Origin of the sequence: Clostridium sp. C1 (assembly GCF_018223625.1) — a bacterium.
Lineage (GTDB): Bacteria > Bacillota_I > Bacilli_A > Erysipelotrichales > Coprobacillaceae > Allocoprobacillus.
In genome coordinates this window covers 567635-593056 of sequence record NZ_CP073631.1, presented here as the reverse complement: position 1 = coordinate 593056, position 25422 = coordinate 567635, and the positions used below count along the sequence as shown (strand labels likewise).

Sequence of the window (25422 nt, the reverse complement as noted above, 5' to 3'; positions counted from 1 at the left end):
TCATGACCTCCTTTGTATCTTCATTATTATATAGAATAATGAGTCACTTGTCTATTCATATGTCTTAATAAAACAAGACGCTTGAAGCGTCTTATTTTACATTATCTTTAATCAATTGAACAGCTTTACGAGTTGCTAAATCATTTTTAATTTGTCCCAACTGTCCTTCAAAAAGTTTTTTCACTTCATCGAATTCTCTACCATAATAAGTAGCAATTTCTTTTACTTCTTCATCAACTTCATCATCACTGACTTCGATATTTTCTGCTTTAACGATTTCAGATAAAATTAAATTAAATTTTACACGCTTTTCAGCTTGTTCTCTCATTTCAGCTTTCATATCATCAAGTGTTTTTCCAGTTAACTGTTGGAATAAATCCATTGTTAAACCTTGTTGAGATAAATTTTGTTCAACTTCTCTTAACATCAAATCAATTTCAGATTCAATCATTGCATCAGGAACTTCAAGTGGTGTATTTTCAATCACAGCATTGAAAATATCATCACTGAATTTAGCTTCAGCTTCATTTTGTTTTCTATTTTTGATTTGTTCTTTTGTATAAGTTTCAAGATCAGCCAATGTTTCAACACCATCAACATTAACATCTTTTGCTAATTCATCATCAATTTCTGGTAAAACTTTAGATTTAATTTCATGAACTTTCACTTTAAAAGTTGCTTTTTGTCCTGCTAAATCAGCCATTTGGTAATTTTCTGGGAAAGTCACTTCGATTTCTTTTTCTTCACCAATTCCCATTCCAATTAATTGTTCTTCAAACCCTGGAATGAAAGACCCTGAACCAATTTCCAGTGGATGATTTTCACCTTTTCCACCTTCAAAAGCCACACCATCTTTAAATCCTTCAAAATCGATTACAGCAGTATCACCGTTTTCTACTTGACCTTCTTCTTTAATCACTAATTCAGCAAATTGATTTTGATAATTTTTTAATTCAGCTTCAATTTCTTTCTTTGTGACTTTCACTTGAGTCTTTTTCACTTCTAACCCTTTATACTGACCTAATTTCACTTCTGGTGCAACTGGTGCAGTAACTGTTAATTTAAGTACTTCTTCTGAGATTTCATCAATTTTAACTTCAGGTTGCCCTACTGGATGAATATCATTATCCAATAAAATACCTGAATAATTTTGTTGTAAAATCATATCAGTTGCTTCTTCTAAAATAGCTCCTTTACCAAGTCTGGCTTTAATCATTTGTTTAGGTACATGCCCTTTTCTAAAACCATCCATTTTGACATTTTTAGCTAATTTGTCTAAAGCTTTCTCTTGTGCTTTTTTCCATTCTTCAGTTGTGAAAGTCACTTTGACTTCCATCATTGATTTTTCAAGTTTATTACAAACTGTTTCCATTTATACTTCCTCCATTATTTCAACACGCTTATTATACATGAAACAATCTTATAATGCAACTCTTTTTAACACTCAACTTGCTTGAGTGCTAAAATTTGTTCTTCGATTGCTTCTAAATCACAATAATATAAAATTTCTAATTCTGACAAGTCAACATCTATTGAAAGCAATGTCGCAACATAATAATGTATAGCAGCTGCCCAGACATTGAAATCCATCTCATAGATTTCCTGTGGATAAAATGAATACAATAGATATTCCAGATATTCTTGACATTGTTCAAAAAGTGATGGGTTTTCACTTTCCAAAGCATTTTCTAAATATTTCAAAATGCCTTGATAGGCAAGTTGTTCTAAAACCAGTGGCATATAACTAGGATTGAAAGAATAGTATTGCCCAAACTTCTCTACTTCCATTTCTTCATCAACCTGTTGATCAATCATGATTTCAATCAACAATGTTTTTGCAAAGAAATGTTTATGAGGGTCAATAAGATATTCTCTTATCGTTGGAATCAGCATACGTACATTTAATTGCTGTAACTGATCAATCGCCATATATAACAAATCTTCATTGCAATCTTTTTTATTTAATAACTGTTCAATTTCTTCCACCGAAAAGATTTGATTTTGACTTTCTACTTCATATCTTGCTTCTTTCTTTTCTAATAGAATTTCATCATAAGCCGTATTAAATAAATTTTCATACTGATAAGGAATATAAGGCATAGATAATTCTTCAATTAAAAGATCAATTGCTTCTTCATAACATCCTAATTCCTTTAATGCCATGATATACATTGATACCACATCATAATAAGTTTCTTTTGCTAAGGATTTTGCATGGATACCTTCCACTCTGGCTTTCTCATATTCACCAAGTCCAATAAGGCATACAAGTCTTAAATATCTTGTTGTTTCATCATTCATATCATGAAGATGTTTTAAGGCTTGAAGATATTCACCGTTTTCAATTAATTCTTCAATCATTTTGTTCACCCCTTTTGACTTGTACGTGATATTCTATCAAAGTTCTTGTATTTAAGCAAATCATTTTTATATGTTTTGCTTTATTTTCTTTAAAAAACTGTTATACATCAACATGCATAACAGTTTTCTTTTATTCATCTCCAAAGCAAACACCAATTGCTTTAGCAGCACGAACCAATTCACCATTTGGATCAACACGTTTTTGTTTACCAAATTTAGCATCACCAATAACTTCCTCTAAAGACGTATAATCCATTTGTTCCCCATGAAGTGTGACGACATTGCCAAATAATCCCTCATCAATCAATTCACAGGCTTTTACACCAAAGCGAATAGACAGAATTCTATCATATGGACTAATATCTCCACCACGAATAATATGTCCTGGATTTACAGAACGAACTTCATGATTAGGAATCACTTTTTCCAAATCATCAGCAACTTTTGCTGCTAAACCACTATAACGAACTGGATCAGGTGAATCTTCTACAATTTTACCAATGACTTTTGTACCATCTGCATATTTAGCACCTTCAGCTACAGCAATAACTGTATATGGTAACCCTTGTTCATCACGTTTTGCGATATGTTTTGCAATGTTTTCAATTGTAAAAGGAATTTCAGGAATCAAACATACTCCAGCATTTCCAGCCAATCCAGAATATAAGGCAATCCATCCAGCATCTCTACCCATTAATTCACAACAAATCACACGATGATGTGATTTCGCTGTTGTCTGTAAACGATCAATGAATTCTGTTCCAACACTCATAGCACTAATGAAACCATAAGTTAAATCTGTACTTGATAAATCATTATCCATTGTTTTAGGAACTCCAATCACTTGAACACCTTTTCTTGAAAAATCTCTGGCACTCGTTAAAGTTCCATCTCCTCCTAAAACAACAAGCACATCAACACCGGCTTTTTTCAAGTTCTCAACACCGACATCACTCACATCTTTTTTTACTTTTCCACCTTTTCCATCATCAACTAAATAATCAAAAAGGTTGTCTTTGTTAGAACTATAAAGAATTGTTCCCCCTTCTTTATAAATGCTTTCTACTTTTTCTTCTGTTAATTCAATATAATTATTGTTATATAAACCACGATATCCATAAACATAACCAATAACTTCCCAACCATATTTACGAATAGCTGTCTTTGTAATTGTTCTAATCACAGCATTTAATCCTGGACAGTCACCACCACCAGAAAGCAATGCAATTCTTTTTACTTTCTTTTCCATATCAATATCCTCCACATTTATTTTCCATTCTCCATTATAATAAAAATCAACACAGAAAACAACAAAAAATGAATACGTTTACAATTTTTTTCATAAAAACAAAAGATAGAAATGCTATTTTTGATGTAAACATTCCATAACTTTTGTTACAGGCAGGCCAATCACATTATTTAAATCACCAACAATATGATCAACAAAACAATCTGCCTTACCTTGAATCCCATAGGCACCAGCTTTGCCAACCCACTCCTTTGAAGCAAGATAATCGGGAATCAATGAGCTGATATCACGAAAATAAACTTCTGTTTTTTCACAAAATGTTTTTATATCATGTCCAATGTAAATGGCGACAGCTGTATAAACAAGATGTTTTTGATGAGAAAGACGTTCTAAAATATGTCTAGCCATCCTTTCATCTTGAGCTTTTCCAATAACTTCATCTTCAAAATAAACAATAGTATCTGCCCCAATGACAATATCATCGGGATATTTTTGATGAATAGGAAATGCTTTTCTTTGTGCTAAATCACAAAGTCTTTTTTCAATAGGTAATGATTCATTAAGTGTTTCATCAACAAAAGAAGCATCGACTAAAAAGTCAATGCCTTCTCTTTCTAGCAATTCCTTTCTACGGGGAGAAGTACTTGCTAAAATAATTTTTTTAGTCATGTTCTTTATCTTTCTTTTCTTCTTTATGAATTGGTTTAGGCAATAATGCTTTTCTTGAAACATTAACACCCTTATCTGTAATCTTTGTGACTTTTACCTTAATGATATCCCCTAATTTTAAAACATCTGAAGCCTTATGAATACGTTCATGAGCAATATCACCCACATGTAAGAATCCATTTGTTCCTTCAAATAATTCTACAAATGCATACTTATCTTCTACACGTACAACTTTTCCATCATAAATTTCACCCACTTGAGCTTTTCTCACAATGTTTTCAATCAGTTTTGCAGCAGTTTCAATAGCTTCTTGGTCATAATGGTAAATAGTAACACGACCATCTTGTTCAATATCAATTTTGACATCATTTGATTTTTCAATAATTTCATTAATTGTTTTTCCACCAGTTCCAATAACATCTTTAATTTGATCTGGTTCAATCTTCATCATATAAACTTTTGGAGCATAAGGACTCAAATGATCTCTTGGTTCATTGATAGCTGACATCATACAATCCATAATTTGTTGACGTCCTGCTTTTGCTTGTGCTAAAGCTTCCTGTAAAATTTCTTTAGTAATTCCATCAATTTTGATATCCATCTGCAAAGCACAGATTCCATTTTTTGTTCCAGCAACTTTAAAATCCATATCTCCCAGATGATCTTCCATACCTTGAATATCAGTTAAAATTGTATAATCATCACCTTTTTTTACAAGTCCCATAGCGACACCGCTGACAGGATTGCTGATAGGTACCCCAGCTGCCATCAATGCCATCGAAGATGCACAAATAGAAGCCTGTGATGATGAACCATTAGATTCCAGTACTTCTGAAACAACACGGATAGTATATGGGAATTCTTCTTCATTAGGAATGACTTGAGCTAAAGCTCTTTCACCTAAAGCTCCATGACCAATTTCACGACGACCCGGCGCTCCCATTCTTCCTGTTTCTCCAACCGAATATGGTGGGAAATTATAGTGGTGCATGAAACGTTTTTGATCTTCTAGTCCTAATCCATCAATTTTTTGATGTTCTCCTAAAGCCCCTAATGTACAAACAGATAATACCTGTGTTTCTCCACGAGTAAATAAAGCTGAACCATGTACTCTAGGCAACAAATCTACTTGAGCATCTAAAGGACGCACTTCATCAATACGTCTACCATCTGGACGTACTTTATCTTCTGTAATCAATCTTCTGACTTCATCTTTTTCTAAATCATGTAAAACAATTTTGACTTGTTTTAAAACAGATTCCTGTTCTTTTAAATCAGCATATTCTCTAGCCTCAAATAAAGCAACAACTTCTTCATTAATCGTATCAATCGCTGCATATCTTTCCAGTTTACCGGGAATAGACACAGCAGAAATCATTCTTTCTTTAGCAAGAGCTGTCACTTCATCAACAATATTTTGATCTAACTCAAATAATGGAATTTCTATTTTTTCTTTTCCATATAAAGTTACAATTTCTTCTTCAAAAGCAATCAATTGTTTAATAGCTTCATGTCCAAACATCAAAGCATTTAACATCGTTTCTTCATCCACTTCTTTAGCATCTGCTTCAACCATGTTAATGGCTTCTTTTGTTCCAGCAACTTCAAGATTGATTAAACTTCTTTCCATTTCTTCAGGACCTGCATTAATTGTAAATTCACCATCAATCAATCCCACATTAACTCCTGCAATTGGTCCATTAAATGGAATATCTGATAAACATAATGCCAGTGACGCTCCTAACATTGCTGCCATTTCTGGTGATGCATTCTGATCAACAGACAACACTGTATTCACAACTTGAACTTCATTTCTAAAACCATCAGCAAATAAAGGTCTGATAGGTCTATCAATCATACGTGCTGTTAAAGTTCCATGTTCACTAGGACGACCCTCTCTTTTTAAGAAACCTCCCGGAATCTTACCAACAGAATATAATTTTTCTTCATATGTAACTGTCAAAGGAAAAAAGTCAACATCTTTAGGTTCTTTTCCCGCAACAGCAGTAGATAAAATCACTGTATCATCGTATCTCACTAAAACCGAACCATTAGCCTGTTTAGCCAGTTCCCCTGTTTCAACAGTGATTTTTTTTCCATAAAAATCTAAACTCATTACATGTTTCGACATATTATCATTTCACCTCATTCATTATCTTTGTCATTATAGCATATTTTTATTTAATAACAAAACATTTCTTCATGATATTTATTCAAAAAGAAAAGATATTCACTATGAATATCCTTATCTTCTTAAACCTAATTTGTCAACTAATGCAGTATATCTGTCAAGATCTTTATTTTTTAAATATTTTAATAAATCCCTTCTTCTACCGATTTTCTTTAAAAGACCTCTATTTGAATGATAGTCTTTTTTATGAACTTTAAAATGTTCATTTAATTTGTTAATATCAGCAGTTAATACAGCAATTTGTACTTCTGGAGAACCTGTATCTCCTTCTTTTGTTGCATATTCTTTCATAATAGCAGTTTTTTCTTCTTTAGTTAACATTTGTTTTCCTCCTTATTTTGTACTTAGCCATGTCCAAGAAATAGGTCGAGGACTCTTACATCCTAGATATAGCCGCATTTGTAATTATAAAGAAAGCTTAGAAAAAGTCAAGATATTTTCATAAAAATCATTCTTTATCCTTATTTTGCTGTTTTGTTATGATCAAAGCCAAAATCAACAACAAAAAACTTACAAAATGAATAAAATCAAAAGGCTCCTGTAAAAAAACAAGTGATTCCAAATACGTAAAAATAGGATTCAAACTGAGAAAGAAACTCGTCTGTACTGCCCCAATTTGAGCTATTGCTTTCATATATGTCACTTGTATATAAGCAAAACCTACACCTGATATCATTAAAAATAATCCCCATTGCCATAATGGCAATGTCAACAAACGATCAAATGCCAATTGTCCATCCACCCAGCTATGTATCCATAAAAAAAGTGAACCATATAACAATTCATAAAAAGTAAAACTTATACTAGGTTCAATATGCCACTTCTGGATTAAAATATTTCCTAAAATATACAATGTCATTCCTGCCAGTAAATAATAAAAACCACTTTGTATTGAAAAAATTTGAAAACGAATAGACAAGAGAAAAGCAAAGAGTGATAAAAACATACCCATCCACTCTTTTAATGAAAGATGGTATTTCAAAAAAAGCAAAGAGAGAAGAAAAGTAATCGTTGGTGACAAAGCATTCATTAATGCATTATCAATACCTTTCACTTGATTCATTCCTATAAATGTTAAAAAGAAATTGAGATATATGGATAAAAGTGAAATGATTAACATTTTCTTTTTATCAAAATTATTTAAAGAAATGTGATGAAAATAAAGATAGATACCTAAAAAAACAAAAGAAAAAAGAACACGGAGAAAGGCTAAAAAAAGAAAGGGAAGATGATGAAGTAATAATTTCATAACAATGATATTACTACCCCAAAAGAAACTGGCAAGAAACAACTGAAAATAAATGGACATACAATTCACCCCATATAGTATGTCCATTCTTTACGCATTTATTCACTTTTCATATTGATGTGAGCGACCAATGATTTCATGAATGTCTTCTATTCCCATATTATCCAGAATCTCATTCATTTCTTCAATAATTTTTGGACAGGCATATGGATCAATGAGATTTTGACAACCAACAGCGACAGCACTGGCTCCAGCAATCATCATTTCGATCGCATCCTTACCACTGGCAATACCACCCATTCCAATGACAGGAATAGATACTGCCTGACTCACTTGATAAACCATTCTTAAAGCAACTGGGAAAATAGCTGGTCCACTATATCCTCCTGTCTTATTAGCAATAATAGGTTTCCCCGTTTTGATATCAAAACGCATTCCAATCAATGTATTGATCATCGTAATCCCATCAGCTCCAGCTTCTTCTACAGCTTTTGCCATAGCAACAATATCAGTCACATTAGGAGATAATTTGACATAAACAGGCTTTTGACTTACAGCTTTCACAGCTCGAGTCACTTCTCCAGCCATTTCTGGATTTGTTCCAAACTGAATACCTCCAGCATGAACATTCGGACAGGAAATATTCAATTCTAAAGCCCCAACCATATCATGAGTAGATATACGTCGTGCTGTTTCAACATAATCATCAATCGCACTTCCACCGATATTCGCAATCACTTTATCAGTATATAGTGGTCTTAATTTTTCTAATTCTTCATTCATAACAGCATCAACACCAGGATTTTGTAAACCAATCGCATTTAACATACCACTTGGTCCTTCGGCTATTCTTGGCAAAGGATTGCCATAACGTGGTTCCAGTGTTGTCCCTTTTAACATCATAGATCCTAAACAGTTGATATCATAAAACTTTGCAAATTCATAACCAAAACCAAAAGTTCCACTGGCTGGAATCACTGGATTTTTCATATCTAAACCGGGCAACTGAACTCTTAAATTAACCACCAATAATCACCTCACTTGACATTAAGACTGGACCTTCAACACATATACGTTTATAAGGTTTTGTTTTCACTTTACATGAACATCCCATACAGGCACCAAAACCACAGCCCATACGTGCTTCAAAAGATAAATAACCATTTTCTGGATAAGCCATCACACAGGCATCTAACATTTTTTCTGGACCACAGGCATAATATTTATCAAATACCAGCTGATGAGCTTCAATAGCATCAAGAACTGTCCCTTGAACACCAGCACTTCCATCCATTGTTGCTAAAAAGGTAGGACAAATATCCATAAATTCTTGTTGATAGAACACATCATTTTTACTGTTAAAACCTAAAACAGCTTGAACTTCAACACCTTGCTCTTTTAAAGTCTTCGCTAATTTATACATTGGAGGCACCCCTAGTCCCCCTCCAATAACAATAGCTTTTTTCGCCTGATAATCTAGAAAACCATTTCCTAAACCTGTTAAACAATCTAACTGATGACCTATTTCTTTCTGTGATAAAATCTTTGTTCCTTCACCTACAACTTTAAAAATCATAGTGATATGATTGTCATCATAATCACAAATACTCATTGGTCTTCTTAAATAAGGCTGTAAAGAATCATTAATTTTGATATTAATAAACTGTCCCGGAGCTTGAATAAAACGTGCGGCTTCACCTTCTAAAACCATCTCAAAAACATCTTTAACAAGCTCTCTTTTAGAAACAATTGTCATCATTCCTTGAAAGTTTTTCATCTATTTTTCCTCCAAATCATTATATTCACCATTAACAATATTCGCAACAATACGACCATAACATTCTGCCCCTAAAAAAGGTGTATTTGCTGATTTTGATTTTAAATCTTTTTGTTCAATAATAAAATGTTCATTCAAATCAAAGATACATAAATTAGCTAATGAACCTTCCTGAATTTGACAATCCAGACGTAAAACTTGAGCTGGTCCTACTGTCAAAGCATCCAAGATTGTTTCTAAAGACACAAGATTTTTCTTGACAAGATAAGTATACAGCAATGAAAAAGCATGTTGTAAACCAATAATACCAAATGGTGCTTTTTCAATACTTGTGGCTTTTTCCTCTCTGGCATGTGGCGCATGGTCTGTCGCAATAACCGTAATTGTTTTTTCATTCAAACCTTTGATTAATGCCTGATGATCTTCCTTACTTCTTAATGGAGGATTCATTTTATATTGTGGTGAACAATCTTGAATATTATCTTCTGTCAAAATCAAATGATGTGGTGAAGCTTCACCTGAAACGCACAATCCTTCCTGTCTTGCCTGATGTAACAAATCAACCGTTTCTTTTGTAGAAATATGGCAAATATGATAACGATTATGATATTGTCTGACAATATCTAAATCTCTAGCTACTTGTTTATATTCAGAAGCACTATTAATACCTATAAGATGATGTTCTTTGGCATAATGTCCTTCGTGAATACATCCGCCATGCAATTCACTTTCATCTTCACAATGAGCGACAATGATGGAATCCAGATTCCCAGCCAGTTGCATAGCTAAATCCATCATATCATCATTTTGAACACCCTTGCCATCATCCGAGAACCCTAAAACAATATCCTCTTGAACGAGTTGTGCCATATCCACAAGTTTTTGACCTTTTAAATTTTCAGTAATCGCACTATATGTATAAACATTGACACAGGCATCATGGACCACTCTCTGTTTAAAATCTTCAACATCTTCTAGATCATCCATACATGGTAATGTATTTGCCATAGCTACAATCGTTCCATATCCTCCATATAAAGCACTTAAGCTCCCTGTATGAATAGTTTCTTTGTGTTCAAAACCCGGTTCTCTTAAATGTGTATGTATATCTATGAAGTTATGTGAAGCATATTTTCCCTGTAAATCAATAACCGGTTCAAAACCTGTTATATTTTCATCTATCTTTTCAATATATCCATTTTTCACAAGAATATCTGTTTTCTTAAAAACACCTTGATGATATAAATGAACATTTTTTAATAAATAACTATTCATCTTCTAATACCTTATGAAGCATTGCCATTCTTACATAAACACCATTTCGCATTTGTGTAAAAATACGACTCTTCTCACTTTCTACCAATTCATCTTTAATCTCTACATCACGATTAATAGGTGCTGGATGCATAATAATCGCATTATCTTTTAAACGTTGATATCTTTCTAAAGATAGTCCATAAATCTGGTGATATTTCTCTTTAGAAAAATTTTCATCTCCCACATGACGTTCATGTTGTACTCTTAACAACATCACAACATCCATATCTTCAATGACATCATCAAAATCAACATAATGATAACCTTCCTGCTTATACTCTAAAGGTCCTGATGTATAAACATTCATACCCAGCCTTTGCATAACATGATAATTAGAATGTGCAACACGAGAATGTAAAATATCACCAACAATCACCACATTCAAACCTTCAAAATGTCCAAATTCCTCTTTAATTGTCATTAAATCCAGTAATGATTGTGAAGGATGATTTCCTTTACCATCTCCAGCATTTAAAATAGGCACTTTTAATTTCTCTAATTGTTTAAAATAATCTTCTTCAGGATGACGAATTACCAAAGCATCACAACCAATACTTTCAAATAATTTACAAGTATCATATAAAGTTTCACCTTTTTTTAAACTAGAGTTACTGGCTTCAAAGTTTTGTGTTCGACACCCTAAATTACCAGCTGCCATATCAAAACTATAATGCGTTCTTGTAGAAGGTTCAAAGAAAAGATTTGCTACAACCTTTTTTTGATGATAATCAACCACTTTGCCATTTTTAAAAGCAATCGCTTCATCAAGAATATCTTGAATCTGTGCTAATGATAAATCATTTAAATCAACTATTTTTTTCATAAAGCCTCCTTGTTTTTCTTAAATTTCTTTTCTAAAGCTTCTTCAACAACAGGTGGAACAAGCCCTGTGACATGATGCTGATGAGAAGCCATTTCTTTGACCGATGAAGATGAAATAAAGGAATGATTAGGTCTTGTCATAAAGAAAACCATATCTACACTATCATCCAGATATTGATTAGAAAAAGCCATCTGTAATTCATATTCAAAATCCATTGTGGCTCTTAATCCTCTAACCAATATTGGCGCATTCATTTTTTTAGCATAGGACACTGCCAGATCCTGACTAAAATCAACACGTACATTATCAAAGCAACTTGTCACTTCTTTTAATAATTCTATACGTTCTTCCAAAGAAAATAACGTTGTTTTTTGAGGATTGACAAAAATAGTCACATACAAAATATCGTACATTTTACTCGCACGTTCAATAATATCTAAATGTCCACTTGTGACTGGATCAAATGTTCCCGCATAAACTGCATTCATGATTTTTTCTCCTTATAAACTAATATCTGTAAAGATGTAATTCCATAATTTTGTTGTTTCTTTAAAACAAAAGGTTCTTTGACATCAATGGCTTCTTCTTTTAAATCTTCAATGACAATGATACATTGATCACAAAGCATATGATGTTCAACCAAAAAATCTAAGATTTTTTGATGAATTTTCATCTGATAAGGGGGATCTAATAAAACCAGATGAAAACTGACTTGTTCCTGTGCCAATTTTAACAAAGCTTTACTATAATCCAGCTTATAAACATGAACCTGGTTTTCAATACCTAATGTCTTTATATTATGTTGAATAGTCGCAAAAGCACGATATTGTTTATCAACACTATATAATTCATCCATTCCTCGACTGATAGCTTCGATTCCTAAACCACCACTACCAGCAAATAAATCCAGACATCGTCCTCCTTCAAAATAAGGACCTATCATATTAAATAAATTTTCTTTATTTTTATCCGTTGTTGGTCTTGTCAATTTAGAATCAACACTTTTCAACTGTCGACTTTTCAATTTTCCTGCAATGACTCTCATTTTTCTACCTCATAACTGATAACGTTCCATTTTTAAATCACAACTAATATCTTGAAAAACTACCCGTGTCACTTCTTCTAATAAATCATTCAATTGATGATAAGAGTGATAATAATTTTGTATATCAGAATGCTGATTCATTTCCTGATAAACTTCCTGTAACTGTTTTTTTACTTCAGCTTGTCCAACATCAACAGAATAATCTCTCATTTTTAAATAATCTTCCATTAACGTCTGATATCTTGATAACAAGGCCATCGTCTGACTTTGATAGAGCTGACTTACAGCCTCTTGATAGCGAATAAACTCATCTGTTTTCATAATTGCTTCAATTAATGCATCAATCTTTTCATACATAACTTTCACCTATAATAACATATCTAACATCTGTAATAATGTTCCCACTCTTTCAATACGATCAGCGAAAGTCATTTTATTTTCAATCTTATATTGCTGAATAAGAGCAGGAAACTCTTGAGGATATCGTGATAAAATCAAATACCATTTGGGATGCATTCTTAAGTATTGACGTAATGACTCATCAATCATCATACCACTGTCTATTTTGTGTCTTTGGTTGTTCCTTTACAACAAAGGTACTGACTAAATCCAAAATTTTCTGTAATCCTTCAAAACTTTTAGACAATGCATCCAAATCAATATTCTTTAAAATATCAAGCATTCCAGTTAAATCCATATGACTTTTCTTATAAGTATCCCACATTGGATCATCTTCACCATATAAAACATAAAATTCATAAAGCTGCTGCCATGTATAATGTCCATTGACAACTTCTTCTCTGATAGCTGGAATTGTTTTCACAAAAGCCTTAAAATCATCTATTTGCATATATCTCACCCATAATAAGATATGCAAAACTACTCCATCTGTTCTTTTAAAAGATCTCGATTATATCTTGCAATGAGAGATTGTGCAATACCTAACCCCATCATAGCTGCTAAAGTTGATGAACCCCCTGAAGAAATCAACAGCAACGGAACACCAGTCATAGGAATAAATCCCGAAACTCCACCTACATTGACTAATAGATGGGTAAAAAAGTACAGCCCTACACCATAAAGAATTAATTTACTTTTGGTATCTTTAATTCTTAAACCATAATGAAACATCTTATATATAATAATGATATAAGGAATTAAAAACAACAGAAAACCGGCCAAACCTAATTCCTCATATATAATAGCTACAATAAAATCATTATGTGATTCTGGAATATATCCATATTTTTGGGTTGATGCTCCAAAACCTTTACCAAACAAACCTCCAGAAGCAAAGGCAATCAATGCGTTAGTTAACTGCCAGCCATCTCCCTCAATATCTCCTAAAGGATTCAACCATGTATAAATACGCCCTAACTGATAAGGTTTTAAAATAAAGGTTGCTGTTAAACAAACAAAAATGATTCCAACAGCTAATAAAACAAGCGAAGCTTTCTTATACTTAGAGTAATAAGGTCGAGGGGTAATAAAAAACAACATCATACAAATAAAAGCTAAAATCAAAGAACTCCCCATATCCTTTTGTAAAAAAACACCTACGAAAAAGACAACAAAAATCGCAATGATGGGTCTAAACACACAATACCATGCTTTACGCTTTTGAAGTTCCTCTCTTTTATGACGAGTAATATTTCGAGGAATCTGACAATATTCTTCTATTTCTCCAAAATGGAAAGAAAGGAAAAGAATCATAATAATCTTCATAAACTCTGCTGGTTGCAAGGAAAAAGGACCTAAGCGAATCCATGCATGAGAACCTTTTCCATCTTCAAAAAATAAACAAACCAGCATTAACACTAATCCAATACCATAATATACCCACGTTGAATTGGCTTCAACCCAGCTTTTTTTAAAACAGCGTGTTAAAAAAATCATGATGCCAAAGCCTACCAGTACAAAGATGGTCTGTTTAATCATATTCATAGAAGCATACATGGCTCCCATTTTTGCAGATTGTCCAACTGATGCACTTCCAATCATCACAATCCCATATATCGTTAAAATAACCACACAAAAATAAACAGTCTTATCAACACCACGTCTTTTAAAAATTCTTTTTAATAAATTTATCATCGCATGTCAATCCAATCATGATCTTTTGCTTTTTGAAAAACTTGATATATAGAATAATGAGAAACTTTTTCAAAAGCAGCATCAATTTGTTTTTGTTCACTCTTAGAATCAACAACTTTTATATATTGACGATAACACTTCATAAAATCATCTTTAGAGATACCTTCTTCATACGCTTTTTCTACAGCGTTATACAATGCCATAACATCAATAATATCCTGTGTATCCCAAAATGGACTTAATGGATAATCGTACATCTTCTTCACTTCCTATCTTTTTTCATATTATACATGATATGAATTAAAAATAAAATAAGAATTGGGTAGAAACACTAGCAAATTTGTAAATAAAGAATAGTTTAAAGTGAAAGGAGGGATTTGAATGAACTCTTGTTATAATTATGGAGGATGTGGCTGCAATAGTTTTATGCCAACATTTGGATGTAATCCATTTGGTTGCAGTGGATGCTGTAATAGCTATCCTGTCATGACAACTGGTTGTGGTGGTTTTGGTTATGGTAATGGATGTACTTGGTTTGCAATTGTATTAGTTGTCTTCTTATTGCTTATTATCTGTGGTTGCACAAAAATCTGTTAATCTAAAAAATATGCTAGATTTCTAGCATATTTTTATTGTTTATGATACAATACTTGGCGAGGTGATTAACAACATGATTTTAATGAAAGATATTATTGATGATCATCATCCTTTAATCCGTGAAATTTCTCAACCTGTGGCGATGCCATTAAGTCAGGAAGATGAACAATTATTGCTGGATATGCACGAGTTTCTTGTCAATTCACAGGATGAAGACATTTCTGAAAAATATCAGTTACGTCCAGCAGTCGGTATTGCAGCTGTACAATTAGGTGTTTTAAAAAGAATGTGTGCTATTCATGTTTTGACATATGATCACGATGGAAATATAAAAAAAGCAGACGACTATGCTCTTGTTAACCCTAGAATTGTATCATATACAGAAAAACAGTCCTATTTAAAAGATGGTGAAGGATGCTTAAGTGTCAACGAAGAAAGAGAAGGTTATGTTCCAAGACATGCTAAAGTTACTGTCAAAGGTTATGATGTTTTAACTCATCAAGATGTGACAATTGTTGCAAGAGGTTTCTTATCAATCTGTCTACAGCACGAACTTGATCACTTTGATGGTGTTCTATTCTATGATCACATTAATAAAAACAATCCTAAAGCACCGATTGCTAATGCGATGATTGTAGAATAAAATGATATATTATCTTTTCAAATGATTTCCAAAATTATGGAAATCTTTTTTGTATAAACATATCTTAAATATCAAAAAAGAACTATGATTCACTATAAATCATAATTCTTTTTTATTAATCAATTTGTTCAAACGCCTGATTTAAATCATCAATCAAATCTTCAACATTTTCTAACCCTACAGAAATACGAATTGTTCCTTGTTGAACACCACCAGCCAGTCTTTCTTCCTCACTCATTTGTGCATGTGTTGTTGAAGCAGGATGTGTTAATAAACTTCTTGAATCAGCAAAATTTGTGACATGGGTAAATAACTGGATATGATTAATAACAGACTTACCAGCCTCTAGTCCACCTTTCACACCAAAAGTAAACAAACCTCCAAATCCTTTTGGAAAATATTTTTGACACAATTCATATGAACTATGACCTTCTAATTCAGCGTAACTCACCCATTCTACTTTTTCATGATTCTGTAAAAATTCAGCAATTTTTCTTGAGTTTCCAACATGTCTATCCATACGTAATGATAATGTTTCTAATCCAAGCAAAGTCATATAAGCATTAAATGGTGACATACACCCACCTAAATCACGCAATGTTTTTGCGACAGCTTTCGTACAAAAAGCACTTTTCCCTAAATCAGCATAAACAATATCATGATATGCTTTATCCGGTGTTGTCATTAATGGATATCTTTCATTATGCCAGTCAAAATTTCCACTGTCTACAATGATTCCACCCATGACATTACCATGTCCAGCAATATATTTTGTTGTGGAATAAACAACCAAATCCGCTCCATGTTCAATAGGTCTAAATAAATAAGGTGTTGGTGTCGTATTATCTACAACAAACAATATATGATGACGATGACATATCTCACTAATAGCATCAAAATCTAACATATCTCCATTAGGATTACCTACAGATTCAACAAAAATCATTTTTGTTTTCTCATTAATCAATGATTCCATTGTCTTTAAATCACGAGGATTAACAAAGTGAGAAGTAAATCCCATTCCTTGCATTGTTCCAGATAATGAACCAATCGTTCCCCCATATAAATTGTTGGCTGCAATAATTTCATCACCACTTTGACAGACAGTCATGATCAGCCCCATTATAGCTGCTGTTCCAGAAGCAAAAGCAATCGCTCCTACACCTCCATCTAAAGCAGCCATTCTTTGTTGTAGAACATCAACAGTTGGATTAGATAGACGTGAATAGAAATATCCACCTTCTTCTAATGCAAAAATATTTTTTGCCTGATCAGCACTATCAAATGTAAAAGCATTAGATAAATAAAGTGGTACACCTGTTGCTTTTGTTACAGGATCAGGTTTTTGTCCTGCATGTATCTGCAATGTTTCAAATTGATATTTCTTTGACATTTATATTCCCCCTTTTATGAAAGATATTGTATCATAAATAAAATACAAAAAAAAGCTATTCCATAGATAGCTCAATAATAATGATTACAGATGTTTACCATATCTTCAATATAGACACGACCACCAGAGATGATATCATCATCTAGATGATGTTTTGTTTTAAATGATTTCTTACAAGAATATGTTTCTCTCATTAATGGCAAGTCTTGTTTTAAACATAATTGAATGATTTTTTCCATTTCTTTGCTTTTAAAACAAAATAAGTTAAATAATGCCAAATTACGAATATGCTGACGAGATAGCTGACATATAAAATTTTCCAATTCTTTATCTTTTAAACATGGATATTCTTCAAATCCAATAACCAAAAGATCAATGTCTTCCTGAAAAGAAAAATCCGTTATTGGTTTGGCATAAGTTCGTGCATATCTTGCCATGTCTTCTGCTAAAAGTTTTGCATCTTTACAATGCGTTGTATAAACAACTTGAACTTTCATAAAACCAGCCACCTTTCTATTTTATTATAAAAACAAAATATGAACTGAAAATAAACATGTGTCCTTATCATTTCATAAATCAAATCATATGTTATGATGGAAGGAGGTTTATATGAATTTTTTTCAAGAAGATAAAAACTGTTTTTCACCATTTTATATGTCAAATCAAACAAGACAATGTCAACCTGTTCTTTTTGATCCACAGGAAGCTATTTCATTAGGTAATTTATTTAAAGATCTCTATATGTCTTATCAGGGATTTTCTAATTATTGTCTACAACCTGAAAATGCACGTCAACAAGCATTATTAGAAGTTCAGATGTATTATTTTGTAGCACATGAAATCAATCTCTTTTTAGATACACATCCTCATGATGAAAAAATGATTCAACTATATGAACAATACATTCAAAAGGCAAAACAAAGTCAAAATGCATTTGAAAAGAAATATGGTCCTTTAGAAGTACAAAATACTCAAAACAAAATCCCATTTGAATGGATACAAGGTCCTTGGCCTTGGGAATATCAAAAAGATTAAGGAGGTTTAAAAATGTGGATTTATAGTAAGAAATTACAATATCCTATTTCTATTAAAAATAAAGACTTATCTATGGCCAAATTCATCATTACACAATTTGGTGGACCATTGTTCTATTGGTAAGTTTAAAAATAATAGTCCTTTATTTATATTCAATTTCAACGGTTTTTGTATCTTTATAAAAGACAATTTTATTAATCAAGAAATGAGCAGTTTTATATTTAACATCTAAGGGTATTTCATCATCAGTTAATAGCTCATAAACATTTTTAATACGTTTATAAATTCCCTGTTCATCTTCTTCATTAACTTTTGTTTTTAAATGATTCATTTTATCATTCAATATTTTACGTTCTTCATCTAATGACTCTTTTCCCTCTTTATATTCTTTAAGACTATCAATCCCATTTTTATATGCTTCTTTAATACGTTTTAATTTATCATCAATACGAGATAAGTCTTTTTTTAACATTTCATATTCATTGGATAAAGAACTTGTTTTTTTAGGCACAACGTTGATCTCAATTTCATTTTCAAAAACGTTTTTTAATTCTTCGCATACGATTCTTTCAAGTGTTTCAATTTTAATACAATGACTTCTCTTACATGTTCCTTTAGCATATCCATTACATTGGTAATATTGAACAGTAGAAATACAAAGAGCTTTACCACAATCACCACATTTCACTAAACCTTGTGACCAATAACGAATTTTCACAGATTCATGTTGTCTAGCACTATATAATTCTTTACGCATTTTTAATAGTTCTTGCGTTTTATCCCATAGTTCTTGACTTATAATTGGTTCATGCGTAGATTTTGCAAAAATAATATCTTTGTGATTGTATTTACGAGTAAATTTGCCAGACGGATTCCAACGTAACACAGAAATATAGGTTGGATTATTGAGAATATATTCAATCGTTCTATTTTCAAATTTACACCCTCTATGTGTTCTTACTCCTAAATCATTCAAATATCTAGCAAGTTGTCGCATATTCATTTCTTGATTAGCAAACTTTTCAAAGATAAAACGAACATACTTAGCTTCTTCTTCCACGATTACTAATTGATTATTTTCAGCACGATAACCAAAACTAGGATTTGCTTGTAACTCTCCTCTTGTTGCCTTTTCAGTCATTCCCTTTTTTACTTCATCAGAGAGATTCAAAGAATAATATTCTGCCATTGCTTCAAGCATGGCTTCTAAAATCACAGAAAATTTATCATCTTCTATTTGTTCAGTAATAGAGATGACTCGAATACCGGATTCCCTTTTAAGCATTGATTTATAAACAACGCTATCTTCACGAGAACGTGCAAAACGATCAAATTTATGAACAAGAATCACATCAAATGGACGTGGTTTCTTTTTTGATGTTGCAATCATTTTCATAAAAGCCGGTCTTTTATCTGCACGTTTACCGGAAATTCCCTCATCCGCATAAATATGTTCATTTAAAATGATCATATCATTTCTTTTAGCATAGTCTTTTAATGCTTTGATTTGTGCGTCAAGAGAGAACTCTAACTGATCATCTGTAGAAACTCGAATGTATGCGGCTGCAAACTTTGTCATACATACACTTCCTTTCTTCCAAACAGAAAAGAAATGTTTTGTAATCACGAATCCATTATATCACAGATTTCTAGTATACAAAACATCATTATGATTATATGTGTATATATGATTGTATAGAATTCATTTATAGTTACACTTATTAAAAGTCTTCAAACATAAGAGTAACCAAGTAATAAAATTTATAATTTTATGTTTTGTGTTTTAGAAACATCAAATAGCCTTACTGGAAATTTCAGTCTAATATTGTCTGTTTTTTAGTTAATTATGGTTTTTTTCTTGTCTTTTTATACTCATTATTATATGATTTTTTTATCTTAACTGAAAGGTGGGTAATCTATGTTTCGAGAAATATTAGAAAAAATACATAAAGATCTTATAAAACTAATCGCCAATCATCTCTATGCAATTATTTTAACTCTTATAACAATATTAACCAATGCTTATAAAAATAATATTTCTAACCTTTTGAACATAGAATTTACATTTCGAATCACAGGTAATGCTATTGTAGTAATATTAACTACAATTACAATTATTGTATGGATTATTGAAATAAATACAAGAAAAAAATACAAATTTTTTCCAAAAAAAGTAAAATACAAATATATATACGAATTTTATAGAATTCGTTTAGTGTATAATTCAAGTGAAAATCTTGACTTTTGTAGAAGATCTGTCATTAAAGTATTAAGTCCTGATTTTGATAAAATAATGGGTAAATATTCTTGGAGTGGTAAAAAAGTAAACAAAATATATTTGGATAGAGATTCCGATAAATATTTCCATTTTCATCTTTTAAGAAAAAATAATCAAACAAATTTATTATATAAGACTGATTCAGATAATGATTTCCCAATAGAAGGAAATTACGAAATCATAATAAAAGATCCTATCAAAATTAATCAGATAGTTACTTTAGATTTTGCTTTTTCTATGATTGATAACAAAAATCAGAAAAAACAATTTATCGGTATCATTGTACAAAGACCAACAAAAAAATTAGAATTATCTGTGGAATTTAGTCAAGATGTAAAACCGATAAAAATTCGAGCAAAAAGGAGGCTTATCGTTGGAGATAGAACATGTGAAACAATAAACCCTAAAATGATTAGTAAATCATTGAAAGGATATGGTAGAAATTTAAAAATTGTATATACGTTAAAAATTTCTAATCCTGAAATTTTTTACAACTATATTTTAGAATGGTATTTTGATTATTTAGATAACGAGAAAATAACTAATGATAGTAATACATTTGAAGATCAACTGATTCATGAAAACAGTAAAATTTAATAATTGAAATGTATGCACAACTATTTCAAATTATAAATAATTATTGTAAATAGTGTACAAGTTATTCACATTTTTTGAAAAAATACATAATATTTATATAAATTGTGCATAAGTGGTTGTGAATTTGTGAATAACAATTTGTGAATAACTGTCAAGCAAATTTGAAAATGTCCTAAAAAATTTTAAACATTAGCACCAGAACGGTGCTTTTGTTTTGCAAGAAAATTTAAGTAGGAAGCCTGTTTCCAAGGATGATCTATAGGTGGAATATATTTTTTCTTTGGTCTGGCTTCTTTTTTTACTTCATCAAATTCTTTTGAATACAATTCATGTTTTGGTATTTCCTGCATGATATATATGTGATCAAGTACATTGACATACAGATTCCCATCAAATGCCTCGATAACCATACAATCTGTTCTGTTCTTTAAATAAACAGATGTTCCATTTTCTGTTACGGGCAAATACAGCCTGTTTTGAAATCTGATACTATGACCTGAATCAATTTTTCTAGGAGAAAGAACAGCTAAGGTACGATTGATTTTTTCAATTGATGGTTGCGTTTCAAATACCGATTTGGTAGTATTGAGGTGTAGAGCAAACATGTCATTGAATTTTTTTAGGTAGGATTTTAAAAATTTATTGGCTGACTCTATATCGGTTATATGAGCACGCCTGAGTTCAACAGGTAAACGGGATTGGAATGTCTGGTTCATTCTTTCGATTCTGCCTTTGGCTTGGGCGATGCTCGTTGTCCTAATATCAACGCCAAGATTATGACACGCATAGGAAAACTGGGTAAAAGTGTCGTCATCATCAAAAGCGTTGTTTTTCTTTTTGTATTCAAAGACAGTACGTCTATCGGTATAAAACATGGCAGGAATACCATAGTTGGTCAAAATCTGATAGAAGACATTATAATAGCCATTTAGCGTTTCCTGAGTATCAAAATAAGCGCCAACAACTTCACCAGTAGCATCATCGACAGCCAAATGAAGATGCCAGATATGACCATCAATCCATTCAAAGCTGGAAGCATCCATCTGGATCATTTCACCCATATACTTGCATCTGGGTCTTCTAGGATGAGCATTTTTACTGTCTATGATGGAAATAGCTTCTTTGATGTCATTTTGAGATTTTTTGGAACGAGTCATTTTCAATTGAGCCTTCAAAGAATCTTTTAATATCTTTCTCGTTTTCTTTCTGGCTTTAGGGGAAATGATATTTTCATCTCTAAGCCACTTGTTAAGAGTCGTATCACTAATTTTAACATTGAAATCATCATAAATGATTTCACAGAAATGAGTAAAATTAGTGTCACAATAATGATCGATATAAAGTTTGATAATCCTGTTTTTGATATCGAGAGGTATAGTGGTAGCAGGAGCTCTGCCTCTGTTGCCATGAATAAAAGCAGCTTTACCATATTTTTTATATTTAAGGATGAGTCTATTGACAGTTCTGACAGTACATCCCAACTTGATGGCAGCTCTATTTTTATTGCCGTTAGTTTCAACCAGTTTTTTAATAATCAAATATTTATTTTCTTCATTCATTCTTAATTCAACCTTTCTCATACAACAACCTCCCAATAAAAGTGAGGCTATATCATAACATAGATTTTTGAATATGTCCTGTATACAGGACATATTCAACTTGGATATATTAAGACATTATCATATTTGAATCATAACAATTTGTGAATAACTTGACTTTAGATATATATTTGCATATAATATAGTTGAATCTATTAGTTAGATTTAACAAAAAGGATAATATATTTACATAAAGAAAATATATAAACATATATTATTCAGGAGGGATTATATATGAATATTGAATAGTGCAGTTAACGCAGAAAATTAGGTATGCTATAAAAAGCTAAAAACTGGTAAATTAAAGCTTTTAATTTATCAGTTTTTTGGCTTTTTTAATATATCATTAGATTGTTCTAACTAAGGTGGAATAGGCATATATATTAGTGCCACACCGAACAACTTTATTTTATGTGATGTTTTAAAGAGGGGTCTCGGCTTTGGTAATCCGAGACCCCTCTTTAACATCTTGGTTAAGAGCTAACCTCATAAAATAAGTTCGGTGTGTCCTAATAGGTGGAGGTGGTGTTATAAAGTTAGTTAAGAGAGATTATGAGATTTTGAGAATGGTGTATCGGTTTCGTTTTTGTTTAAGTCGTCATATTTTGTTTCTTGCTTCATTCAGTGGTAATCGTGCTTGTGATCGTAGACTTAAGATTTTGGTTGATCATGGTTACTTAAAACGAAAGAAGATTTTATATGGGATTCCTTATCTCTATTATTTATCAACGAGTGGTATGCGTTTCATTCATGTTAAGGCTAAGGAAGAAAATATTCGCATTGATCAGATTCATCATGATATTGCTTTGTTGGATTCTTTACCTTTGTTAATAGAAAAGTATCACTTCTCTCTTTCTTCTATGACAACGGAACGAGAGCTTCACATAGAAGACGGATTTGGAGTTCGTAAACATCACCCTGATCTTGTATTTCAAAACGATAATGAAAGTTATGCGATTGAAATAGAATTGAATCTTAAAACCAAAAGTCGCTTATTTAAAAACATTGAAGATAATTATTTACATTATGATCATCAAATATGGGTAGTTCCCCTCGCACAAATAAAGATTCAAAATATACTAAAAGAGTCACTAGAAAAATATGACAATATCGAGGTGGTTCTATTGGAGTCTTTTATGTCTTAATTATTGGAAGTTTATTCTTATTTTTATTTCATTTGATTCATTGGTCAAGAAGTTCTAAAGATGATATTTGGAAGTATCAAGAGGAAGTGAATCATATTAAAGTACCAAAACAAAAAGAAGAAGTAAAAGATAATGCGACTTTTCTTGGAATGTATGGAAAGAAGAAAATCTATGTGGATCATGATGTAAAACACATTTTTGTTTGTGGAACAACCGGAAGTGGGAAAACAGTAACGTTAAGCCATTTTATAGAAAGTGTTTTTACAAATGATTATCCTTCTTTAATTGTGGACGGAAAGGGTGATATTAACGAAGGTAGTCTTTATGACTATATTATGAAGTATAAAGTGAAATATCCTGATAAAATAGTCTATGTGATTGATTTAAACAACCCTACTACTTGTGATAAATATAATCCATTTTATCATAAGACACCAACAGTTATTAAAGACATGTTAATGAGTATGACCGATTGGAGCGAAGAACATTATAAAGTGAATGCTAGTCGTTATCTTCAAAAGGTTATCTATCTTATGCAAGAAAATGGAATAGAATTGAATTTAGAAAATGTGATTAATCACTTATCTTTGTCTTCTTTTACAAGTCTTAGTTTAGCTTTACAGAAACAAAAGATTATCACCAAAGAAAAACATTTAGAGAATGTAAAACAAGCCGAGAGCGTGGCTAAAATCGTTGAGGGAACAATTGCTCGTTTCTCTTTATTAGTAGAAAGTGATCTTGGCGATATTTTTACTTCTTCAAAGGATAGTATTGATATTCCAACCGCATTGAATGAAAATGCGATTGTTTTATTTATCTTAAATCCATTAACTTATCCGGAACTATCACCCTTATTTGGACGTTTAATCACGATTGACGCAAAACAAGGGGTAAGTAGTTTATTTCATAAACGTTTTTCAAGAACGTTTTATATCTTTGATGAAGTCAGTATTTATGCAAGTCAGGAGCTTTTATTACTTGTCAATCTTTCAAGAAGTGCGAATATTACAAGTATTCTAGCCACTCAATCTTTGTCAGACTTAGAAAATGTCAGTGAATCTTTTCGTAAGCAAGTAATTGAAAGTTGTAACAACTATATCATCATGCGACAGAATGAACCGGAAAATGCTGAGATATGGGCAAATACCATTGGTACAAGAAAGAAAGCAGAAGTAACCTATCAAATAAAAAATAATCAACAACAAACAGATACAACCGGATTAGGAAGTTTTAAAATCACACGTGAATATCTTTATCACCCGGATATTATCAAATCATTAAAGACCGGTGAGGCAATTTATGTCAGTAAAGATAAAAATGTTCATTACAAACTAAAAATCAACAAACCTACTATTTAACAT

Annotated in this window: 28 protein-coding genes and 1 pseudogene; 7 read left to right on the top strand and 22 right to left on the bottom strand. The window is 31.7% G+C overall.

The annotated features are described in order from the left end of the window. Positions 1–91: 91 nt before the first annotated feature. From tig to KEC48_RS02980, 18 genes are all read right to left on the bottom strand, one after another. Positions 92–1372 (bottom strand): trigger factor, encoded by a 1281-nt coding sequence (gene tig / locus KEC48_RS03065; RefSeq protein WP_087357486.1) that lies wholly within the window; start codon positions 1370–1372, stop codon positions 92–94. Positions 1373–1437: 65 nt separating this feature from the next. Further along, entirely contained in the window at positions 1438–2361 is a 924-nt protein-coding gene (locus KEC48_RS03060; protein ID WP_211964294.1) for a hypothetical protein, read from the bottom strand. 130 nt (positions 2362–2491) lie between these two features. Further along, positions 2492–3610, bottom strand: coding sequence for an ATP-dependent 6-phosphofructokinase (locus KEC48_RS03055; protein WP_087357488.1), 1119 nt, complete (start codon positions 3608–3610; stop codon positions 2492–2494). A gap of 114 nt (positions 3611–3724) precedes the next feature. Next, positions 3725–4279: a Maf family protein gene (locus tag KEC48_RS03050; protein WP_211964293.1), complete on the bottom strand. Its 555-nt coding sequence runs from the start codon at positions 4277–4279 to the stop codon at positions 3725–3727. Further along, positions 4272–6410 (bottom strand): polyribonucleotide nucleotidyltransferase, encoded by a 2139-nt coding sequence (gene pnp, locus KEC48_RS03045; protein WP_087357490.1) that lies wholly within the window; start codon positions 6408–6410, stop codon positions 4272–4274. Before pnp ends, KEC48_RS03050 begins: the two co-directional genes overlap by 8 nt. Before the next feature lie 114 nt (positions 6411–6524). Next, positions 6525–6791 carry a 30S ribosomal protein S15 gene (rpsO, locus tag KEC48_RS03040; protein WP_087245886.1) on the bottom strand — a complete coding sequence of 89 codons (267 nt, stop codon included), beginning with the start codon at positions 6789–6791 and terminating at the stop codon, positions 6525–6527. Between the two features lie 127 nt (positions 6792–6918). Continuing rightward, positions 6919–7779: a DMT family transporter gene (locus KEC48_RS03035; protein ID WP_211964291.1), complete on the bottom strand. Its 861-nt coding sequence runs from the start codon at positions 7777–7779 to the stop codon at positions 6919–6921. A gap of 42 nt (positions 7780–7821) precedes the next feature. Next, positions 7822–8745: a dihydroorotate dehydrogenase gene (locus KEC48_RS03030; RefSeq protein ID WP_087357492.1), complete on the bottom strand. Its 924-nt coding sequence runs from the start codon at positions 8743–8745 to the stop codon at positions 7822–7824. Then, positions 8738–9496 (bottom strand): dihydroorotate dehydrogenase electron transfer subunit, encoded by a 759-nt coding sequence (locus KEC48_RS03025; RefSeq protein WP_249191399.1) that lies wholly within the window; start codon positions 9494–9496, stop codon positions 8738–8740. Before KEC48_RS03025 ends, KEC48_RS03030 begins: the two co-directional genes overlap by 8 nt. Further along, positions 9497–10771 (bottom strand): dihydroorotase, encoded by a 1275-nt coding sequence (locus KEC48_RS03020; RefSeq protein WP_211964290.1) that lies wholly within the window; start codon positions 10769–10771, stop codon positions 9497–9499. Beyond that, positions 10764–11636, bottom strand: coding sequence for an aspartate carbamoyltransferase catalytic subunit (locus KEC48_RS03015; protein WP_087357495.1), 873 nt, complete (start codon positions 11634–11636; stop codon positions 10764–10766). Before KEC48_RS03015 ends, KEC48_RS03020 begins: the two co-directional genes overlap by 8 nt. Beyond that, positions 11633–12124: a pantetheine-phosphate adenylyltransferase gene (gene coaD / locus KEC48_RS03010; RefSeq protein ID WP_205088813.1), complete on the bottom strand. Its 492-nt coding sequence runs from the start codon at positions 12122–12124 to the stop codon at positions 11633–11635. Before coaD ends, KEC48_RS03015 begins: the two co-directional genes overlap by 4 nt. Continuing rightward, positions 12121–12681, bottom strand: a complete 561-nt coding sequence (gene rsmD, locus KEC48_RS03005; RefSeq protein WP_087357497.1) for a 16S rRNA (guanine(966)-N(2))-methyltransferase RsmD — start codon at positions 12679–12681, stop codon at positions 12121–12123. Before rsmD ends, coaD begins: the two co-directional genes overlap by 4 nt. A 9-nt stretch (positions 12682–12690) precedes the next feature. After that, positions 12691–13038 carry a YlbF family regulator gene (locus tag KEC48_RS03000; protein ID WP_211964289.1) on the bottom strand — a complete coding sequence of 116 codons (348 nt, stop codon included), beginning with the start codon at positions 13036–13038 and terminating at the stop codon, positions 12691–12693. Between the two features lie 9 nt (positions 13039–13047). Continuing rightward, positions 13048–13233, bottom strand: coding sequence for a YlbE-like family protein (locus KEC48_RS02995; RefSeq protein WP_087357499.1), 186 nt, complete (start codon positions 13231–13233; stop codon positions 13048–13050). Then, positions 13223–13531, bottom strand: coding sequence for a spore coat protein YlbD (gene ylbD, locus KEC48_RS02990; protein WP_205088814.1), 309 nt, complete (start codon positions 13529–13531; stop codon positions 13223–13225). The genes KEC48_RS02995 and ylbD overlap by 11 nt, the downstream gene beginning before the upstream one ends. 29 nt (positions 13532–13560) lie before the next feature. After that, positions 13561–14775: an FtsW/RodA/SpoVE family cell cycle protein gene (locus KEC48_RS02985; protein WP_087357500.1), complete on the bottom strand. Its 1215-nt coding sequence runs from the start codon at positions 14773–14775 to the stop codon at positions 13561–13563. Beyond that, positions 14772–15032, bottom strand: coding sequence for a UPF0223 family protein (locus tag KEC48_RS02980; RefSeq protein WP_087357501.1), 261 nt, complete (start codon positions 15030–15032; stop codon positions 14772–14774). Before KEC48_RS02980 ends, KEC48_RS02985 begins: the two co-directional genes overlap by 4 nt. A 124-nt stretch (positions 15033–15156) precedes the next feature. Between KEC48_RS02980 and KEC48_RS16145 the strand changes: the two genes are divergently transcribed. Continuing rightward, positions 15157–15372, top strand: coding sequence for a hypothetical protein (locus tag KEC48_RS16145; RefSeq protein WP_087357502.1), 216 nt, complete (start codon positions 15157–15159; stop codon positions 15370–15372). A gap of 73 nt (positions 15373–15445) precedes the next feature. Further along, positions 15446–16015: a peptide deformylase gene (def, locus tag KEC48_RS02970; protein WP_205088815.1), complete on the top strand. Its 570-nt coding sequence runs from the start codon at positions 15446–15448 to the stop codon at positions 16013–16015. A 115-nt stretch (positions 16016–16130) separates the two neighbouring features. Here def and KEC48_RS02965 read toward each other — a convergent pair whose 3' ends face one another. Beyond that, entirely contained in the window at positions 16131–17408 is a 1278-nt protein-coding gene (locus tag KEC48_RS02965) for an O-acetylhomoserine aminocarboxypropyltransferase/cysteine synthase family protein (protein WP_211964288.1), read from the bottom strand. 71 nt (positions 17409–17479) lie between these two features. After that, positions 17480–17905, bottom strand: a complete 426-nt coding sequence (locus tag KEC48_RS02960) for a hypothetical protein (RefSeq protein ID WP_087296625.1) — start codon at positions 17903–17905, stop codon at positions 17480–17482. A gap of 112 nt (positions 17906–18017) precedes the next feature. On the opposite strand from KEC48_RS02960, the gene KEC48_RS02955 reads away from it, so the two are divergent. Together KEC48_RS02955 and KEC48_RS02950 are read left to right on the top strand one after the other, a co-directional pair. Beyond that, a complete protein-coding gene (locus KEC48_RS02955) occupies positions 18018–18443 on the top strand; it encodes a spore coat protein CotJB (protein ID WP_211964286.1) in 426 nt (141 codons plus the stop codon). 12 nt (positions 18444–18455) lie between these two features. Beyond that, a pseudogene (locus KEC48_RS02950) lies at positions 18456–18551 on the top strand (manganese catalase family protein); the annotation flags it as partial. A 34-nt stretch (positions 18552–18585) separates the two neighbouring features. On the opposite strand, the gene KEC48_RS02945 reads toward KEC48_RS02950, so the two are convergent. After that, positions 18586–20022, bottom strand: coding sequence for a recombinase family protein (locus KEC48_RS02945; protein ID WP_211964285.1), 1437 nt, complete (start codon positions 20020–20022; stop codon positions 18586–18588). A 339-nt stretch (positions 20023–20361) separates the two neighbouring features. On the opposite strand from KEC48_RS02945, the gene KEC48_RS02940 reads away from it, so the two are divergent. Then, positions 20362–21318, top strand: coding sequence for a hypothetical protein (locus tag KEC48_RS02940; RefSeq protein WP_211964284.1), 957 nt, complete (start codon positions 20362–20364; stop codon positions 21316–21318). Positions 21319–21500: 182 nt separating this feature from the next. Here the strand turns inward: KEC48_RS02940 and KEC48_RS02935 are convergent, their stop codons facing one another. Further along, on the bottom strand, positions 21501–22898 hold the full coding sequence (locus tag KEC48_RS02935) for an ISNCY family transposase (protein WP_249191390.1): 1398 nt from the start codon (positions 22896–22898) through the stop codon (positions 21501–21503). A gap of 584 nt (positions 22899–23482) precedes the next feature. Between KEC48_RS02935 and KEC48_RS02930 the strand changes: the two genes are divergently transcribed. Together KEC48_RS02930 and KEC48_RS02925 are read left to right on the top strand one after the other, a co-directional pair. Then, positions 23483–24061, top strand: coding sequence for a replication-relaxation family protein (locus KEC48_RS02930; RefSeq protein ID WP_211964283.1), 579 nt, complete (start codon positions 23483–23485; stop codon positions 24059–24061). Positions 24062–24093: 32 nt separating this feature from the next. Next, positions 24094–25419 carry a type IV secretion system DNA-binding domain-containing protein gene (locus KEC48_RS02925; RefSeq protein ID WP_283092209.1) on the top strand — a complete coding sequence of 442 codons (1326 nt, stop codon included), beginning with the start codon at positions 24094–24096 and terminating at the stop codon, positions 25417–25419. Positions 25420–25422: the final 3 nt, after the last annotated feature.

Excerpts from the sequence above, each read along its gene's own strand:
- KEC48_RS02995 (WP_087357499.1), bottom strand. The coding sequence starts at position 13,233 with ATGATGATTGATGAGTCATTACGTCAATACTTAAGAATGCATCCCAAA.
- tig (WP_087357486.1), bottom strand. The coding sequence starts at position 1,372 with ATGGAAACAGTTTGTAATAAACTTGAAAAATCAATGATGGAAGTCAAA.
- pnp (WP_087357490.1), bottom strand. The coding sequence starts at position 6,410 with ATGTCGAAACATGTAATGAGTTTAGATTTTTATGGAAAAAAAATCACT.
- KEC48_RS16145 (WP_087357502.1), top strand. The coding sequence starts at position 15,157 with ATGAACTCTTGTTATAATTATGGAGGATGTGGCTGCAATAGTTTTATG.
- KEC48_RS02945 (WP_211964285.1), bottom strand. The coding sequence starts at position 20,022 with ATGACAAAGTTTGCAGCCGCATACATTCGAGTTTCTACAGATGATCAG.
- KEC48_RS02940 (WP_211964284.1), top strand. The coding sequence starts at position 20,362 with ATGTTTCGAGAAATATTAGAAAAAATACATAAAGATCTTATAAAACTA.
- KEC48_RS03050 (WP_211964293.1), bottom strand. The coding sequence starts at position 4,279 with ATGACTAAAAAAATTATTTTAGCAAGTACTTCTCCCCGTAGAAAGGAA.
- KEC48_RS03020 (WP_211964290.1), bottom strand. The coding sequence starts at position 10,771 with ATGAATAGTTATTTATTAAAAAATGTTCATTTATATCATCAAGGTGTT.
- KEC48_RS02980 (WP_087357501.1), bottom strand. The coding sequence starts at position 15,032 with ATGTACGATTATCCATTAAGTCCATTTTGGGATACACAGGATATTATT.
- KEC48_RS03035 (WP_211964291.1), bottom strand. The coding sequence starts at position 7,779 with ATGTCCATTTATTTTCAGTTGTTTCTTGCCAGTTTCTTTTGGGGTAGT.
- KEC48_RS03025 (WP_249191399.1), bottom strand. The coding sequence starts at position 9,496 with ATGAAAAACTTTCAAGGAATGATGACAATTGTTTCTAAAAGAGAGCTT.
- KEC48_RS02965 (WP_211964288.1), bottom strand. The coding sequence starts at position 17,408 with ATGTCAAAGAAATATCAATTTGAAACATTGCAGATACATGCAGGACAA.
- KEC48_RS02960 (WP_087296625.1), bottom strand. The coding sequence starts at position 17,905 with ATGAAAGTTCAAGTTGTTTATACAACGCATTGTAAAGATGCAAAACTT.
- KEC48_RS02955 (WP_211964286.1), top strand. The coding sequence starts at position 18,018 with ATGAATTTTTTTCAAGAAGATAAAAACTGTTTTTCACCATTTTATATG.
- KEC48_RS03055 (WP_087357488.1), bottom strand. The coding sequence starts at position 3,610 with ATGGAAAAGAAAGTAAAAAGAATTGCATTGCTTTCTGGTGGTGGTGAC.
- rsmD (WP_087357497.1), bottom strand. The coding sequence starts at position 12,681 with ATGAGAGTCATTGCAGGAAAATTGAAAAGTCGACAGTTGAAAAGTGTT.
- KEC48_RS03015 (WP_087357495.1), bottom strand. The coding sequence starts at position 11,636 with ATGAAAAAAATAGTTGATTTAAATGATTTATCATTAGCACAGATTCAA.
- KEC48_RS03000 (WP_211964289.1), bottom strand. The coding sequence starts at position 13,038 with ATGTATGAAAAGATTGATGCATTAATTGAAGCAATTATGAAAACAGAT.
- def (WP_205088815.1), top strand. The coding sequence starts at position 15,446 with ATGATTTTAATGAAAGATATTATTGATGATCATCATCCTTTAATCCGT.
- KEC48_RS02985 (WP_087357500.1), bottom strand. The coding sequence starts at position 14,775 with ATGATAAATTTATTAAAAAGAATTTTTAAAAGACGTGGTGTTGATAAG.
- ylbD (WP_205088814.1), bottom strand. The coding sequence starts at position 13,531 with ATGCAAATAGATGATTTTAAGGCTTTTGTGAAAACAATTCCAGCTATC.
- KEC48_RS02930 (WP_211964283.1), top strand. The coding sequence starts at position 23,483 with ATGGTGTATCGGTTTCGTTTTTGTTTAAGTCGTCATATTTTGTTTCTT.
- rpsO (WP_087245886.1), bottom strand. The coding sequence starts at position 6,791 with ATGTTAACTAAAGAAGAAAAAACTGCTATTATGAAAGAATATGCAACA.
- coaD (WP_205088813.1), bottom strand. The coding sequence starts at position 12,124 with ATGAATGCAGTTTATGCGGGAACATTTGATCCAGTCACAAGTGGACAT.
- KEC48_RS03060 (WP_211964294.1), bottom strand. The coding sequence starts at position 2,361 with ATGATTGAAGAATTAATTGAAAACGGTGAATATCTTCAAGCCTTAAAA.
- KEC48_RS02935 (WP_249191390.1), bottom strand. The coding sequence starts at position 22,898 with ATGAGAAAGGTTGAATTAAGAATGAATGAAGAAAATAAATATTTGATT.